The organism is Halorubrum salinum (assembly GCF_024494575.1).
Taxonomy (GTDB): domain Archaea; phylum Halobacteriota; class Halobacteria; order Halobacteriales; family Haloferacaceae; genus Halorubrum; species Halorubrum salinum.
In genome coordinates this window covers 553,419-569,099 of the sequence record NZ_JANHDO010000002.1, presented here as the reverse complement: position 1 = coordinate 569,099, position 15,681 = coordinate 553,419, and the positions used below count along the sequence as shown (strand labels likewise).

The window sequence follows — 15,681 nt, the reverse complement described above, 5'->3', positions numbered from 1 at the left end:
CTCCGGTGCCCGCCACACCGATGGCTCAAACGCAATCAGTCGGAACGACGCAGTCGGACGGGGAACGCGAGGAGGCGAGCGGATCGCCCGACGCGACGCGGCCGGCGACCGCGGAGTCGTCCGACCCGGTGCTGTCGCTGTCGAACGTTCGGAAGGAGTTCGGCCCGGAGACCGCCGTCGACGGCGTCTCGCTCGACGTCCGCCCCGGCGAACTGCTCACCTTCCTCGGCCCCTCCGGCTGCGGGAAGACGACGACGCTTCGCACGGTCGCGGGACTGGAAGAGCCGACCGACGGCCGCGTCGTCCTCGGCGGCGAGACCGTCGCCGGCGACGGCGCGCTCGTGCCGCCCGAGGCGCGCGACGTCGGTATCGTCTTCCAGAACTTCGCGCTGTTCCCGCACCTCACCGTCCGAGAGAACATCGCGTTCGGGCTGGAGGACGCGGACGCGACGGAGACCGAAGCGCGCGTCGACGAGCTGCTCGAACTCGTCGAGATGACCGACCACGGGGAGAAGACGCCGGACCAGCTCTCGGGCGGACAGAAACAGCGCGTCGCGCTCGCTCGCTCGCTCGCGCCCGAACCCGAGGTCCTCCTCTTGGACGAGCCGTTCTCGAACCTCGACGTGCGCCTGCGCGTGGAGATGCGCGAGGAGGTGCGCCGCATCCTGAAGGAGGCCGGCGTCACCGCCGTCTCGGTCACCCACGACCAGGAGGAGGCGCTGTCCATCTCCGACCGCGTCGCCGTGATGAACGACGGGCAGATCGAGCAGGTCGGTCGCCCCGAGGAGGTGTTCGAGCGGCCCGAGTCGAAGTTCGTCGCCTCCTTCCTCGGCCGCGCGTCGTTCCTGGAGGGCCGCCTCCACGACGGGAACGTCGAGACGGAGATCGGTCGGTTCGACGCCGTCACCTTGGAGGGGTACGACACGGTCTACGACGGCGCGCCGGTCGACGTCTTGGTCCGCCCGGACGACCTCCGAGCGACCCCGGCAAGCGCCGAGTTGGCCGACGGCGTCATCGTCTCCAGACAGTACGTCGGCCCCTCCTTCGTCTACCGCGTCGAGCTCGATTCCGGCGACGCGGTCCACTGCCTGCACAACCACGTCGAGGAGTTCGACCTCGACGAGCCCGTCACGCTGGAGCTGTCGGCCGACCACCCGCTGGCGTGGTACCCGAGGTAGCGACGGAGTTCGCTGTAGCGGCGGAGTTCGCTGGACGCACGGAAACGTCGGTCACGACTTTTAACGACTGCCTAAACGGCGGGTTCAAAGCGGTGTACCCGGATCAGAAGGTGACCGGATCAGAAGGTGAACAGGAAGGGGAGCACGTACGCGACCAGGAGTCCGACGAGGGTGACGGCCGCGCCGATACCGACCTCGCGGCTGCCGAACTCTTGCATAGGGGCGGTCACGCGCTTGTCCGGGTCGGGCTCGGAGTGATCGTCCATACCCGCGTGTCGGACCGGGGGATACATAAGCGCACCTGAACGGGCCGGGCAGCGTCGAACGCCGCCGCCGGAGCGAACTCGCGGCACCGTCGGCCGCCACGGAAAGGTTTAGTTATCGCGCGTGAAATTCAGTTTCGTTGATGGATTCGCTCGTCGGCGAGGCCGAGTCGGTGCTCGTCGCAGGTCCGGTACTGTCGGGGCGGCGGCGGGTGCTCCACCGAACGCTTCACGAGCGGTCGGAGCGCCCCGTTCTGGTCTCGACGCGTCAGCCGGCGGGGGCCGCGCGCTCGACGCACCGACGGATGGCCGCCGCGGCCGCCGGAACCGCCGCGGGAGACACCGCAAAAAGCGAGGTGGACGACCCCGTCGTCGTCGACTGCGTGACGAACGCTATCGGCGAGTCACCGGCGGACGACGGCGACGAGACGAAGTACGCACAACACCCGAGCAACCTCACCTCCATCGGCACGAAGTTCACGGAGTGCGTGGAGGAACGCGACGAGGAGTCTGTCGCGGTCGGAATCGACACGGTCTCGCCGCTGCTCGCGTACGCCGACGCCTCCAGCGTGTTCCGGTTCCTCCACATCGTCGTGCAGAAGGCCACCGCGGCCGGTCACCCCGTCGTCGTCGGCATCGACGCGGGCGCACACGACGAGCAGACGATAGAACAGTTCGTTCCCGTCTTCGAGCGAGTGATCGAGACGCGTCGCGCGGGCGACGAGAGGGAGTGTCGGGTCCGCTATCCCGCCCCGACCGAGTGGCGGTCGATCTGAGCTCTGTCCGATCGCGAGGCGGTCGCCACGCCGCTTTGCGAGCACCGCGCGCGAGCGCTCCGTCGACGGCGGGCCGCTCGGAGCCGACGGCCGTTCGGTATGACGGAATCGCACGCCACGGCGTGTCATACGCTCGTCTACCGCACTTTTCATCGAATTTTCACGTTCGGCGGACCTCGAACCGCGCTCGATCGGACCGCCGCAGACGCTCGATCGACCGCCGCCGGGAACCATGTATGCTCAGATTAATTTCACACCGAAACTACATGTAAACACAGCGAAGCGTGTCTGACACCTGTGATGGCGGCACGAGCCCCGAAACCCGCGATCGTCCGCTCGCAGTCTCCGAAATTCCCCACCTCCGGTAGTTTCATATTATAGTAGCTAACTGACTGTCATGTATCGGCGGCGGACGGTTCGGCTGCGTCGGACATCCGGGGGGATATCCGATCGCGGTCACGCCGCTGACGATTCACGACAAACGATGACAGCACGAAATCGGCGGTACGAGACAGGGGTACAGCGACGGCGTTCCCGACGGAACGGGAGTGATGCGCGATGACGGGAGCGTCGCGCCGGAAGCGAGCGCAGGCGGTGCTGTTTTCGGCGATCATGGTACTGTCCATGGTCGCCGTCGGCGTCGGTGGGTTGGCGGGGAGTGCGGCGGCGCAAGGAGAAGTGACCCCAGCAGAGGGAGAGGTCCTTCTCCTCAACAGTAGTGGTACGGAACTCGGAGAAAGCCCTTATGATAGCATTCAAGCAGCAATCGATGCCGCAGACGAGTCACCTGATGCTGAACGCATCGTTGTTGGCTCCGGAAACTACGGGGAAATAGTCACAGTTGATGTTAGTGGCTTGACTCTGGAAGGTGTCGACAAGCCGGTGATTAGGGCTCCAGATGACTTCAGTGGACCAGGTGGAACACCGAATATCGAAGTCGCCGAAAGTGCAACCGATGTCACGATCAGAGGATTTGAGGTTGATACTCGTGGTGTTGGAGGAAGTGTCCCGAGTGGGATTATACTCAACGGTAATGGCGGCAAGGCAATCAATAACACCGTGAGTTACTCTGATGAAGGTGCTAACGGTCAAGGATTTATTTCTGGTAGCGGTGACGGCCTGCTAATAAAGAACAACACCATTGACGATACTGTGATCGCTTACGGGGGAGATGGATCTGTCGAAATACTAAATAACACATTCAAGGGGCCGAAAATCACAGAAGCACTGTGGTCAACTTCTTCTGGCAGTCTAACCATCAGAAACAACAATTTCACTGACGCTGACCCCGGAACAACGACGATAAAACTCACCAATCAGGATGTGACTGTTAACGGTGAAACGGAGGCTAATGGGCAGTTTTCTGCCCTTGCTGATGCCAACGACGGCGTTGAAACAGTCCTACTTCAGGGTGCTAACTTCGCCGGCGTGACCGAAGAGGGCGTAATTAACGATGCAGTCGGGGTCGCAGATACTGGATATACAGTCTATGTCGAGCAAGGAACATATGATATCGAGGAGTCGATTATCCTCGACTCAGAGAACATGGAACTGGTGGGTAATGATGCGACTATCAACGTAACTGCAGATGGCGGGTACTCTGAGTCTACGACGGCTATACAAGTGTATGCAGATGGGACAACCATATCTGGATTTACATTTGAGAATTTCCTACCGAGAGATGGTGCGAATGCGATCAGCGTGTCTGGAGCTGACAACAATGGAGTGCAAGGCGCAACGATAACCCAGAACACATTCGATGCTACGCTTGATGAGAGCGACGATCAAGGAGAATCAGCTTCGACAGCGGTTCTGGCGTACCAGACAACCGGAGAAGTAAATGTTACCAACAATAACTTCGATGTTGACGGGCCGTCAGTCTATGCAGTCTACGGAACGAGTGATACTGACGTAGATGCTACTTCCAACTGGTGGGGATCATCAACTGGACCATCGAGTGATGCAGTGACCGATAATGTAGAGGTCAATCCGTGGCTCGACGCACCTGTTGGCGAAGGCGGCGAGGTCGCTGTCGCAGCGACGGTCGACGGCGAAGAGTTCTCCAGTATTCAGTCGGCTGTGAGTACAGCAAAAGACGGTGATACTGTCATTATTCAGTCCGGTGTCCACAGCGAGAACATCACCGTATCTACGCCGAACGTCACCGTCGACGGCCAAGATTCGGCAGTCATCGACGGACGCATTGATATCCCCGTCGATGAGGTTACTGTCACAAACCTCACTGTTCAAAACGGCGCACCGAGTGGATCCAGTGAGGTAGAAGGCATCTTCATAGGAAACGCAGGAGGCTTCGACGACTTAGACGGCGACGTTACGCTGCGCAACGTGGTCGTCGAGGACGTGCACGGGCACGGCACCGGAAGCACCGTTGAAGGAGTTCACGTCAAGTACTATGACAACGGTGACGAGATAGACGGGATCACGTTCGACAACCTCACCGTCCGAAACGTCACGCAGACCGCGGCCGGTGCAGACGGGGTGAAACTCCAAGCCGAGGTCGATGACGTTTCGATAACCAACTCGACGTTCAGCGATATCGAAGGTGCTTGGGCGTACGGTGTCGTGTCGACGCCGTCCAGCGTCGAGATGGGCGTGCCTGACGACGTGACGCTCCGCCGGAACACGATCGAGAACGTCACTGCGACGGAATATGACGGTATCGGGCTCGGCATCGACGGAAAGGACAAAAATGGCTACGCGGACGCAAGCGATGTCAGAGCCACGCAGAACGACTTCCTCAACAACGATCTCGACATCGTGAACAAGGAACCTGACGGAGGTCCGATGTTCGCACCGCTGAACTACTTCGGCGAAGACGGGCCTAACGTCACCGGTAACGTCGTCTACGATCCCGTCTTGACGACGTCCGAGGAGAACGTTGCGGCTGATTCGCCGCGGAACATCTCTGAGTACGGTTCCGTTCTCGAGCTACAGTCCGACGGATCGCGTGCGCTTGCCGTCGGCTTCTCGGCTCGGCCGGACGAGTCCGTCGGAGAGATCTTCGGTGAGATGGACATCAGCGGGAACGCCTTCGTGTACGACAACGAAGCCGGTGAATACCAGGATATCAGCGGAGACTACGTGCCGAGCGTTGGCGAGGTAGTCGTGCTCACCAGCGAGGGTGGGATAGACGAGACGGTGACCGTCCCAATCGAAACCAACGTCGACAACGAGGCCGCGACGCCGGAGTCCGTCTCACTCAGTAACGGCTGGAACCTAGTGGCGACCGGCGGCACCGTCGGCTTCGATTCGAGCACGCTGGACATCGCCGGTGCAGAAGTGCAAAACGACCTGCAGCTACAGGCACAGCCGAGCCAGCCCGGACTCGCTGAAGGGGAAGAACTCCCGCCGAGTGAGGTGTACACTGGTGCATTCGAAGGAACGTGGATCTTCGTCGACGACGAACCGAACTCCGACGCGCAGCTGGCAACCGGATACGCAGAGGATCAGTCCGTAGAGGAATACGTCTTCGAAGTGGTCTATCCGAACGATCCTCAAGCAGAGTACCCGCCGGTGCCGATAGATCCGAGGTACCCGCCGGAGTTCGCCTACCCGCCAGAACTCATTTACGAGAATCCAGACGCGATTCTCGCGGAAGAGAACACTGACGAATAGACCAATGCACGGAAAACGCATCGCAGCGGTGCTGGTCGCGGTCCTCATGGTCACCTCCATGGTGGCCGTCTCGGGGAGCGTGACAGCCCAAACCGAGGAACCGGACGCCGCGGAGCCGGCGTCGTACTACGGCACCGTCGACGTCGACGGTGCCCCTGCACCGCCGGGGACCGTGATCGAGGCGGTCGCGCACGCGCCCGGTGCGGACCCGACCGCCGGTGACGGCGACATTCGCGACTCGATCACGGTCAGCGAGGACGCGCTGGGTGAGTTCGGCGGACCGAACCTGTTCGACGAGAAGCTCGTCGTCGATCGAACCGCCGACGACCCCGACGACCTGCGGGTGAGCTTCCTCGTCGACGGTCAACTGGCGCGCACGATCGAGTGGCGCGCCGGCGACGTCCGCGAACTCGACCTCGCCGCCACCGACGAGCCGACGCCCGTGTTCGACGTGTCGATCGACGATATCTCGCCCGACTCAGGCGACGCGATCGTCGCCGGACAGTCGTTCACGGTGACGGCGACGGTCGAGAACATCGGCACCGCGAGCGGCGAGGGGACGGTCGACCTTCTCGTCGGCGGTGAGGAGACGGACGAGACGACCGTCGACCTCGATCCGACCGAGAACGAGACGGTAGAGTTCACGGTCGAAACCGACGATGGCGACGCGCCCGGAACCGAGGTCACCGTGGCGACCGCCGACCGGAGCGCGAGCCAGACCGTCGTGATCGAGCGGCCGGACCCGCCGGCGTTCGACCTGACGGAGTTCGAGATCACGGACGGCGAGAGCCAGATCGACGAGGCCGCGCAGGGCGACGAGGTGACGCTCAACGCGACCGTCGAGAACGTCGGCGAGCGCAATGGAAGCGTCACCGTCGACTTCGCGCTCGGCGACGAGGACGTCACGGTCGTCGACGAGTCCGCGGAGGTGTCGGTCGACGCGAGCGCCGACGAGGGGACCAGCAGCGAAACGGTCTCGGTCACCGCGACGATCGAGGACGCGCCGCGGGCGGGCGTGCACACGCTCGACGCGAGCGCGTCGATCCCCGAAGACGCCGCCGGCAGCGAGAGCACGGCGACGCGAGAAGAGACGCTCGACGTCGACTACGAGAGCATTCAGTCCGGCGTCGACGCGGCGGTCGATGGAGACGACACGGTGGCCGTCGCCTCGCCCGACGGCGACGCGTTCACCGAGAACGTCGACGTCACCGAAGGCGTCACCGTCGAAGCCGCTACCGATGGCATTTCGGTCGAGCCGGCTTCCGACGACAACCCAGTGTTCACGCTGCAGTCCGACGCGACCGTCTCCGGACTGACGGTGTCGGAAAACGAGAGTACGAACCCGGACACGGCGATCGCGGTCGCTGGTGACGGTGCGACGGTCGAAGGCGTGACCGTCGACGGATTCACTACCGGCGTCGACGTCGGCGGCTCGAACGCCGCGGTCCGCCGGAGTGCGTTCGCCGGCCAGACCACGAGCGTCGACGTCGGTTCGGCTGCGACCGGCGCGGCGGTCGAGTACAACGAGTTCACCGTCGACGGCGCGGACACCGTCGTCGACATCGACGCGACCGGCGTGCAGGTCACGGCGAACGTCCTCGAACCGGATTCGGGGACCGCCGACGTCGGGATCGCGCTCAACGAGGACGCTCGGGCGAACGTCCGAGAGAACACGATCCTGACGCGGACTGACGACGCCGACGCCAACACCGCGGGTATCGAACTCAACACCAGCGCAAACTTCGGCGATAGCCTTGCCGTGCGGAACAACTTCGACGACTCCGAGACGGAGTTCACTGGCGACAACGGCGTCGACATCCGCGTCGTCGGTGATCAGAGTAACGTCGGAAACGAAACGTTCAACGCGACCCGGAACTGGGCCGGCGGCGGTCAACCGACTGCAGCAGCGCTTGGAAACGCTGAATCGCAGGTTCGGGCTCCGATCTTCGCGTCGGGAGCCGCCCGGCTCTCACCGATTACAGCGGCGACAGACGTCTCCAGCGTCGACACGAGCAACCAGCTCAATGGTTCGGTCGAGCCGGCCAACTTCTCCGTCGGCATCGACTCACCGGCTGCCGACTTCGAGGCCGTCGCCGGCGAGACGCTGACAGTCGACGCGACGATCGAGAACGACGGAAACGCCAGCGGACGGCAGACGATCGCGCTCGAAGACGGTTCGGGAACGACGCTGGACGAGACGATCGTTGAGCTCAACCGTAGCGAGTCAGACGGGGTCTCGCTGTCGTACACGCCCGAATCGACGACGAATGACCTGACGCTCAACGTCTCCAGCGGGGATGACGACGCGCAGGTCACGGGGAGCGTGATCGCTCCCGCCGAGTTCGGCGTGTCCGGACTCGACGCGCCGGACCGGGTGCAGTCCGGGAACACCGTCGACGTGTCGGCGACCGTCGAGAACGTCGGCGACGCGTCCGGAAGCGACGAGATAGAGCTTCGCTTCGGCGACGACGTGACCGGAACCGAGGGAGACGACTACGCGGTGCTCGACACGAGCGGAACCGGTACCCTCGACGGTGGAGCGAGTGCCCCCGTGGAGTTCACTGACGTCGCGCTCGGCGAGGACGGCGTCTCCGAGATCGGCGTCGCGAGCGGCGACACGGTCGTCAGACAGGCGATCGTCGTCGAGCCCGCGGCGGCGTTCTTCGACGTCTCGCTCGATGCCGGCGAATCGGACACCACGGTGACCGCCGGCGAAACGGCGACCGTCACCGCGGTCGTCGAGAACGTCGGCGGACAGGAGGCCGCACAGCTCGTCGAAGTCCTCGTCGACGGTGCGGAAGACGCCGACTCGACCGGTGTGCGAGAACTCGCAGACGGAGGCACGGCTGCCATTCCGGTATCGGTCGACACGGCGACGGGCGCCACGGGAGCGATCGAGGTGGTCGTCTCGACCGACGACGACGAGGTCACGCAGTCGGTCTCGATCGAACAGCCGACTGAGACCGGTGACGGCACTGACGGGGACGACGACGGCACCGACGACACCGACCCCGTCTCCTCCGGCGGCGGAGGGGGCGGTGGCGGCGGAATCGGGTTCGATTCGGACCCGGCCGACTCGCTCGAACTCGACGCGGTCGAGACCGAGACGGTGACGCCCTCGGCCGACTTCGAAGAGAGTCAGCGGGTCGCGGCGTTCGAGTCGGTCGAAAACGTCGAGTCCATCGCGTTCGACTCGACGGATCAGGTCGGCGAGGTCGCGGTCTCGGACGTCGACCCCGCGTCGGCGGACGTGAACCCGCCGGGCGCGGCCGTCACGGTGCAGGAGATATCGGTCCCCGACGACGCGACCGACCGATCGGCGACGATCGAGTTCGGCGTCTCGGCGGACCGACTCGACGCGATCGGAGCCGAACCGAGCGAACTCACCGCGGTCCGGCTGAACGAGGGGGAGTGGGAGACCCTCGATACGACGGTGGCCGCGGAGACCGCGGACGGCGTGACGCTCGAAGCCGAGACGCCGGGCTTCTCCGTGTTCGCGGTGAACGCGGTGAGCGAGCCGGAGGCGGCCGCGGCGGTCGACCCCGGCACGGTGTCCGCCGGTGACGAGGTCACGCTCGACGGCAGCGGCTCGACAGACGAGTACGGCGAGATCGTCGCGTACGACTGGTCGGTCGCCGGGGAGTCGCTCTCCGGCGAGACCGCGACCGCGACGATCGACGAGACGGGCGAGTACGCGGTCGAACTCACCGTCACCAACGACGCCGGCGAGACCGACACCGCCACCGCCGACCTCGTCGTCGGCTCCGGCACAGACGCCGGCGACGGCGCGACCGGCGGTGACGGAACGGACGGTGGAGATCCGACGGACGAGCCCGCGGGGCTCGGGACCACGGCGATCGCGCTGCTCGTGGCTCTCGCGCTGCTCGCGGCCGCGACGGTCGTCTGGGTCCGCCGAAACGGCTGATCCGGACCGCCTGCGACCGGCGGCATGCGGGTCGCAGGTCGCGATCGCCCGTCCGACGGGCCCGACTGAGGAACCGCCCGAACGAACGACCACACGAAACACAACCGATGACAGATCCCACACCCTCGAACCGCACGACGCGATCGACAGACACAGAGCGGCGCACGGCCCGCGCGCCGGCGACCGTCCGCGGGCTCGCAGCGCGAGCCACGCGAGCCACCGGAACACCACTCCGAAGGCGGCTCCACGCGGGGGTGATCGTCCTCCTCGCCGTGCTCGTCGCGACGGCCGCCGTCCCCGGACTCGCCGCGGGACAGGAGGCCGTCCCGGCGTCCTACTACGGCGACGTGACGGTCAACGGCGAGCCGGCCGAACCCGGCACGGAGATCGAGGCGGTCGTCGACGGCACCGTCTACGACACGATCACCGTCGAGGAGGCGGGGTCGTTCGGCGGGTCCGGCCCGTTCGAAGAGAAGCTCACCGTCGAGGAGCCCGACTCCGGTGACACGGTCGAGTTCCGGGTCGGCGACGTGACAGCAGACACGACCGTCACGTGGGAAGAGGGCGACGTGCGCGAGGTGAGCCTCTCGTTCGAGGGTGTCGCGACCGACGGAGGCGATGGAAGCGATGGAGGCGATGGAAGCGATGGAGGCGACGGTAGCGACGGTAGTGATGGAAGCGACGGCGCGAGCGGCGGCGGTGGCGGTGGTGGCGGTGGTGGCGGGGGCGGCGCGGCCGCAGTCGACGAGGGCGACGCAGAGCCGAGCGGCGACGGATCGGTGGTTCAGAGCGCCGAGGCGTCGATCGAGGCCGCCGACGGCGGCGAGGGCGCGCAGGCGACGTTCGACGCCGGCGCGCCGGTGGAGTCCGTCGCCTTCGAGAGCGCAGACGTGCAGGGGTCCGTCGACGTGACGACACAGACGTCCGAACCGGCCGACGTCACCCCGTCGCCGGGCACCGCGGTGCAGGTCTCTGAGATCACCGTCCCCGACGACGCGACCGACGCGCCGGCAACGATCCGCATGCAGGTCTCGGCCGACCGGCTCGACGAGACGGACGCGACCGCTGACGAACTCCGGGTCACCCGGCTGTCGGGCGGCGAGTGGGAGACGCTCGACACGACCGTCGCCGAGGAGACCGCTGATGGCGTGACGCTCGAAGCCCAAACGCCCGGGTTCTCGTACTTCGCGGTGAACGCGGTGAGCGAGCCGGAGGCGGCCGCGGCGGTCGACCCCGGCACGGCGTCCGCCGGTGAAACGGTCACGCTCGACGGCAGCGGCTCGACGACCGAACACGGCGAGATCGTCGCGTACGACTGGTCGGTCGCCGGGGAGTCGCTCTCCGGCGAGACCGCGACCGCGACGATCGACGAGACGGGCGAGTACGCGGTCGAACTCACCGTCACCAACGACGCCGGCGAGACCGACACCGCCACCGCAGACCTCGTCGTCGAATCCGGCACGGACGCCGGCGACGGCACGGACGGCGGGACGGACGACGGAGAACCGACCGAGGAGCCGGCCGGTCTCGGTCTCCCGGCGATCGGCGGACTGATCGCCCTAGTGGTCGTCGCCGCGGCCGCGGTCGCGGTGCGTCGCCGGCGGCGGTCGAACGACAAGAACCCGTTCCGCTGAGGACGGAACCGATCGGTTTTTCGAGTCGTTTTCTGAACCGTTGCCGCGTCGGTTCGTGACCGAGTTCCGAGTCGATCGCTGGATCGATAGCTCCAGCCGCGGCGGCAGTTATCAGCGAAACAAGGAATTCGGACGGATGCGCGGCTGTGTCGGTCGGTGTGTGACCCGCCGCGACCACAGAAATCAGTCGAGATAATTTGCGACGAACAGCTAAACCGGTCGCGTGCGTCTCTCCGCATGTGACAGTGACGGACTGCGGGGAACCGGCACACGAGGGGCCAGACACCGGAGGATCCGAGTCGGCGACACGCGCGGGAACGACCCGTGTCGTCGCCGATGCGGCCGCGCTTCTCGTCGTCCCCGCCGTGTTGCTCGCGGTGTTCACGCTGCCCGAGTCGACGAAACGAGCGGCCGCGTTCTCGTACACCGAGCCGACGCTTCCCACGGCGTTTACCGCCCACTACGTCCACCTGACGGTGCCCCACCTCGTCGGAAACGTGGTCGGCTTCGCGCTGTTGGCGTCGGTCGCGTACGGACTGAGCCTGTTGGCCGGGCGGCGGCGGCTCTTCTTCGCCGCCGCGGCCACGTTTCTCCTCGCGTTCCCGTTCGTCCTCTCCGGGCTGAACCTCGCGGTCCCGCGGAACGCGATCGGATACGGCTTCTCGGGCGTCAACATGGCCTTCTTCGGCTATATCGCCGTCGTCCTACCGCTCGCGATCGACGAGCGGTTCGGCGTCGGGTGGCGACGGTACGCGCCCGGCCAGTTCTTCGTCTCGATCGCGTACATCGCTCTCATCGCGCTGCCCGTGTCCGTCGTTTCCGCCGGCGTCGGGGTCGCCAGCGTCGCGTTCGCGCTCCCGTACGGACGCGAGGCGGTCCGCGACCGTGCCGAGACACGAGGCCGAGCCGCCGCCCGCGACCGGGACGCTTCCCCGAAGCGCGGTCGTGGCGACGGGCACGAACCGCCGCGAGTGACGCTTCGGCGGATCCTCTCTCGGCCGGGGTGCGGCGAGCTGGTCGCGGTCGCCGTCGTCGTGCTGCTCGCGTATCCGTTCATCGGGTTCCCGACCGTCTCGGCCACCGGGCCGCGGGTCAACGTGTACGTCCACTTCCTCGGCTACGCGCTGGCGTTCATCGTGGTTCACGTCTCGCTGCTCGCGGACCGAGACGAGACGACGTGGCGCGACCTGCCGGCCGCGCCGTGACCGATCGAGGAGTCCGGCGGCTCGCGAGCGGGAGGCCGAGACGCCGGTCGAACGGCAGACCTTTGACGCCTCCCGTGTGACCGACGGGTATGGTCTCGCTGGGACTGGTGGTGGCACGGTTCAACGACTCCGTCACGGAGCCGATGGCCGAGGCGGCCCGCGAGGCGGCGGCCGCGCGCGACGCCGTCGTCGTCGACGAGCTGTCGGTGCCGGGCGCGTACGACAGTCCGCTGGCCGCCGACCGGCTCGCTCGCCGCGACGACGTCGACGCGGTCGCCGTCGTCGGAGCCATCGTCACCGGCGACACCGACCACGACCGCGTCATCGCGAACGCGACCGCCGAGACGCTCACGGAGGTGAGCCTCGACCGCGACACCCCCGTCACGTTCGGCGTGAGCGGTCCGGGGATGTCCGGGGCCGAAGCGCGCGAGCGGATCGACAAGGGCGCGGACGCGGCCGACGCCGCGATCGACCTCGCGACAGAACTCGACTGACAGACCGACTCCGATTCACACACGACAATGACTGACGCATACGACTTCTCGGACCGCATCGAACGCGTAGCACCCAGCGCGACGCTGGCGATATCGAACCTCGCCGCCGAAAAGGAGGCCGAAGGGGCCGACATCGTCGATCTGTCCGTCGGCGAGCCCGACTTCGACACGCCGGAGAACATCGTCGAAGCGGGCAAAGACGCCCTCGACGCCGGCCACACCGGCTACACCTCCTCGAACGGGATCCCGCAGCTCAAGGAGGCGATAGCGGAGAAGCTCCGCGGGACCGGAATCGACGCCGACGCCGACGAGGTCATCGTCACGCCGGGCGGCAAGCAGGCGCTGTACGAGACGTTCCAGACGCTGATCGACGAGGGCGACGAGGTCGTCCTCCTCGACCCGGCGTGGGTCTCCTACGAGGCGATGACGAAGCTCGCGGGCGGCGACCTCTCCCGCGTGGATCTGTCTCCGCACGGGTTCCAGCTGGAGCCCGCGCTCGACGAGCTCGCCGAAACGGTCTCCGACGACACCGAGCTGCTCGTGGTCAACTCCCCGTCGAACCCGACCGGTGCCGTCTTCTCCGAGACGGCCCTGGAGGGCGTCCGCGACCTCGCCGTCGAACACGACATCGCCGTGATCTCCGATGAGATCTACGAGCGGATCGTCTACGACGCAGAGCACGTCTCGCTCGCGAGCCTCGACGGCATGGCCGACCGCACGATCACGGTCAACGGCTTCTCGAAGGCGTACTCGATGACCGGCTGGCGGCTCGGCTACATCCACGCGAAGGGCGACTTCGTCGGCGAGGCCGGCAAGCTCCACTCGCACTCCGTCTCGTGTGCGGTCAACTTCGTCCAGCACGCCGGCGTGGAGGCCTTAGAGAACACGGACGAGGCCGTCGCGGAGATGCGGGAGGCGTTCGCCGACCGGCGCGACCTGCTCGTCGACCTGTTCGACGAACACGGGATCGACGTCGACGTCGGCGACGGTGCGTTCTACATGATGCTCCCCGTCGACGAGGACGATCAGGCGTGGTGTGAAGCGGCGATCGAGGAGGCCTCGGTCGCGTGCGTCCCGGGAAGCGCGTTCAACGCACCGGGATACGCGCGCATCTCCTACGCCGCCAGCGCGGAGCGGCTCCGCGAGGCGGTCGACCGGCTCGTCGCGAACGATCTGTTGTAGAGCCGGGCAGACCGCCGAGGATCTGTTGTAGAACTGGCGAATCGCCGACGACCTGTTGTAGACCGGCAGACCGCCGACGAGCCGCTGACCGGGACGCGGCGGGGGTTCCTCTCCATCGAGTGCCGTTTCAGTACCCCGTTCCGAGCAGTTTGTTCCCGACCAACACCGCGAGCGCGACGACGTACAGCCCGGAGAGCAGCGCGAAAGAGACGCCCCAACCGAACAGGTCCGCGGCCAGTCCGACGCCGAAGGAACCGGTCGAGCCGACGACCGTGTAGACGGTGCGGACGAGCCCGAAGCCCGCGCCCCGCTCGGTGTCGCTCAGCGCGTCCATGAACCGCGGGTCGATGGCCGAGAAGAAACTGGAGCCGAGCCCGGCACCGACGACGCCGAGCGCGACGCCGGCGACGCCGGGGACGGCGACGAATCCGGCGGCACCGACCGCGCCGGCGGCGATCGAGATCCCGATCCCGGCGTCGCGGCCGAACCGGTCCGCCGCCTTCCCGGTGGCGACCTGCGCGACCGTCCGGACGACGAAGAACGCGGAGAAGATCGCGGCGGCGGTCCCCGGCGAGTAGTCCCGGAACGCGACGAGGAACGTCGGGAGGAACGACATGACCCCCTGGACGACGTACGTGCCGATCATCGCGACGAAGAGCGGCAGCAGGATCGCGGGCCGCGAGAGCAGTTCGACGAGCGGGGCGAGCTTGAGCCGGTCGCGCATCGGCTGGTCGGGTCGGCGGGGTTCGGTCGGACGGACGCCGCGGACGAACAGCACGAAGACGGGCACGCCGACGACGGCGGCGAGCGCCACCGCCGGCCGCCACCCGTACCTGACGCCGATCCACGCGGCGGCGACGGGGGCGGTCAGCCCGGCGAGCGGCCCGCCGACGGAGTGGAGCCCGACCGCGGTGCCGAGCTCGTCGAACGTCCGCGAGAGCAGCGTCGTCGCGACCGCGTAGTGGAGGCCGGCGGCGAGGCCGAGGAGGACCGCCACGAGCACGAAGGCGGGGAACACCGGCGCGAACGCGAGGAGGGCGCTCATCGCCGCCGAGCCGCCGACGGCGACGAGGATCACCCGGCGCTCGCCGAACCGGTCCGCGAGGATGCCGCTCGGGAACTGCGAGACGCCGTAGGCGAGCCACATGCCCGACAGCGCCGCTCCGATGGCGGTGTTCGACACCGCGAAGTCGTCGACGATGAAGGGGACGACGGGGCTTATCGCCAGCCGGGCGAAGTACGTCACGAAGAAGGCGAGCATACAGAGCGCCAACACGGTGTGGCGGTACTGCCAGTTCATGGGCCGCTCCACCCCGTCGGATCGTCGCATCGTCCGCAGACGCCGACGACCCGTCGCCTACCCCGACACATGCACCCGCCTTTCCGGC

At 66.5% G+C, this 15,681-nt stretch carries 10 protein-coding genes; 8 read left to right on the top strand and 2 right to left on the bottom strand.

Features of this window, described 5'->3' with window-relative positions; genetic code table 11:
• Positions 1-20: 20 nt before the first annotated feature.
• Positions 21-1,178 (top strand): ABC transporter ATP-binding protein, encoded by a 1,158-nt coding sequence (locus NO930_RS08500; protein ID WP_137784348.1) that lies wholly within the window; start codon positions 21-23, stop codon positions 1,176-1,178.
• A 119-nt stretch (positions 1,179-1,297) separates the two neighbouring features.
• On the opposite strand, the gene NO930_RS08495 is transcribed toward NO930_RS08500, so the two are convergent.
• Positions 1,298-1,444, bottom strand: a complete 147-nt coding sequence (locus NO930_RS08495) for a DUF7550 family protein (protein ID WP_196219603.1) — start codon at positions 1,442-1,444, stop codon at positions 1,298-1,300.
• A 140-nt stretch (positions 1,445-1,584) separates the two neighbouring features.
• Here NO930_RS08495 and NO930_RS08490 point away from each other — a divergent pair, with 140 nt between their 5' ends.
• From NO930_RS08490 to NO930_RS08460, 7 genes are all read left to right on the top strand, one after another.
• A complete protein-coding gene (locus tag NO930_RS08490) occupies positions 1,585-2,217 on the top strand; it encodes a DUF7504 family protein (RefSeq protein ID WP_256403133.1) in 633 nt (210 codons plus the stop codon).
• 558 nt (positions 2,218-2,775) lie between these two features.
• Positions 2,776-5,853: a surface glycoprotein gene (locus NO930_RS08485; RefSeq protein WP_256403132.1), complete on the top strand. Its 3,078-nt coding sequence runs from the start codon at positions 2,776-2,778 to the stop codon at positions 5,851-5,853.
• Between the two features lie 4 nt (positions 5,854-5,857).
• Positions 5,858-9,778, top strand: a complete 3,921-nt coding sequence (locus NO930_RS08480; RefSeq protein WP_256403131.1) for a CARDB domain-containing protein — start codon at positions 5,858-5,860, stop codon at positions 9,776-9,778.
• Between the two features lie 107 nt (positions 9,779-9,885).
• Positions 9,886-11,412, top strand: a complete 1,527-nt coding sequence (locus NO930_RS08475) for a PGF-pre-PGF domain-containing protein (RefSeq protein ID WP_256403130.1) — start codon at positions 9,886-9,888, stop codon at positions 11,410-11,412.
• 239 nt (positions 11,413-11,651) lie between these two features.
• Complete coding sequence (locus tag NO930_RS08470) at positions 11,652-12,617, top strand: hypothetical protein (RefSeq protein WP_256403129.1); 966 nt, start codon at positions 11,652-11,654, stop codon at positions 12,615-12,617.
• 89 nt (positions 12,618-12,706) lie between these two features.
• On the top strand, positions 12,707-13,111 hold the full coding sequence (ribH, locus tag NO930_RS08465; protein WP_256403128.1) for a 6,7-dimethyl-8-ribityllumazine synthase: 405 nt from the start codon (positions 12,707-12,709) through the stop codon (positions 13,109-13,111).
• A 27-nt stretch (positions 13,112-13,138) separates the two neighbouring features.
• Positions 13,139-14,293, top strand: a complete 1,155-nt coding sequence (locus NO930_RS08460; protein ID WP_256403127.1) for a pyridoxal phosphate-dependent aminotransferase — start codon at positions 13,139-13,141, stop codon at positions 14,291-14,293.
• Positions 14,294-14,420: 127 nt separating this feature from the next.
• On the opposite strand, the gene NO930_RS08455 is transcribed toward NO930_RS08460, so the two are convergent.
• A complete protein-coding gene (locus tag NO930_RS08455; protein WP_256403126.1) occupies positions 14,421-15,593 on the bottom strand; it encodes an MFS transporter in 1,173 nt (390 codons plus the stop codon).
• Between the last annotated feature and the right edge of the window lie 88 nt (positions 15,594-15,681).

Coding starts and splice junctions, on each gene's coding strand:
- NO930_RS08495 (WP_196219603.1), bottom strand. CDS start 1,444: ATGGACGATCACTCCGAGCCCGACCCGGACAAGCGCGTGACCGCCCCT.
- NO930_RS08485 (WP_256403132.1), top strand. CDS start 2,776: ATGACGGGAGCGTCGCGCCGGAAGCGAGCGCAGGCGGTGCTGTTTTCG.
- NO930_RS08460 (WP_256403127.1), top strand. CDS start 13,139: ATGACTGACGCATACGACTTCTCGGACCGCATCGAACGCGTAGCACCC.
- NO930_RS08490 (WP_256403133.1), top strand. CDS start 1,585: ATGGATTCGCTCGTCGGCGAGGCCGAGTCGGTGCTCGTCGCAGGTCCG.
- NO930_RS08455 (WP_256403126.1), bottom strand. CDS start 15,593: ATGAACTGGCAGTACCGCCACACCGTGTTGGCGCTCTGTATGCTCGCC.
- NO930_RS08480 (WP_256403131.1), top strand. CDS start 5,858: ATGCACGGAAAACGCATCGCAGCGGTGCTGGTCGCGGTCCTCATGGTC.
- NO930_RS08475 (WP_256403130.1), top strand. CDS start 9,886: ATGACAGATCCCACACCCTCGAACCGCACGACGCGATCGACAGACACA.
- NO930_RS08500 (WP_137784348.1), top strand. CDS start 21: ATGGCTCAAACGCAATCAGTCGGAACGACGCAGTCGGACGGGGAACGC.
- ribH (WP_256403128.1), top strand. CDS start 12,707: ATGGTCTCGCTGGGACTGGTGGTGGCACGGTTCAACGACTCCGTCACG.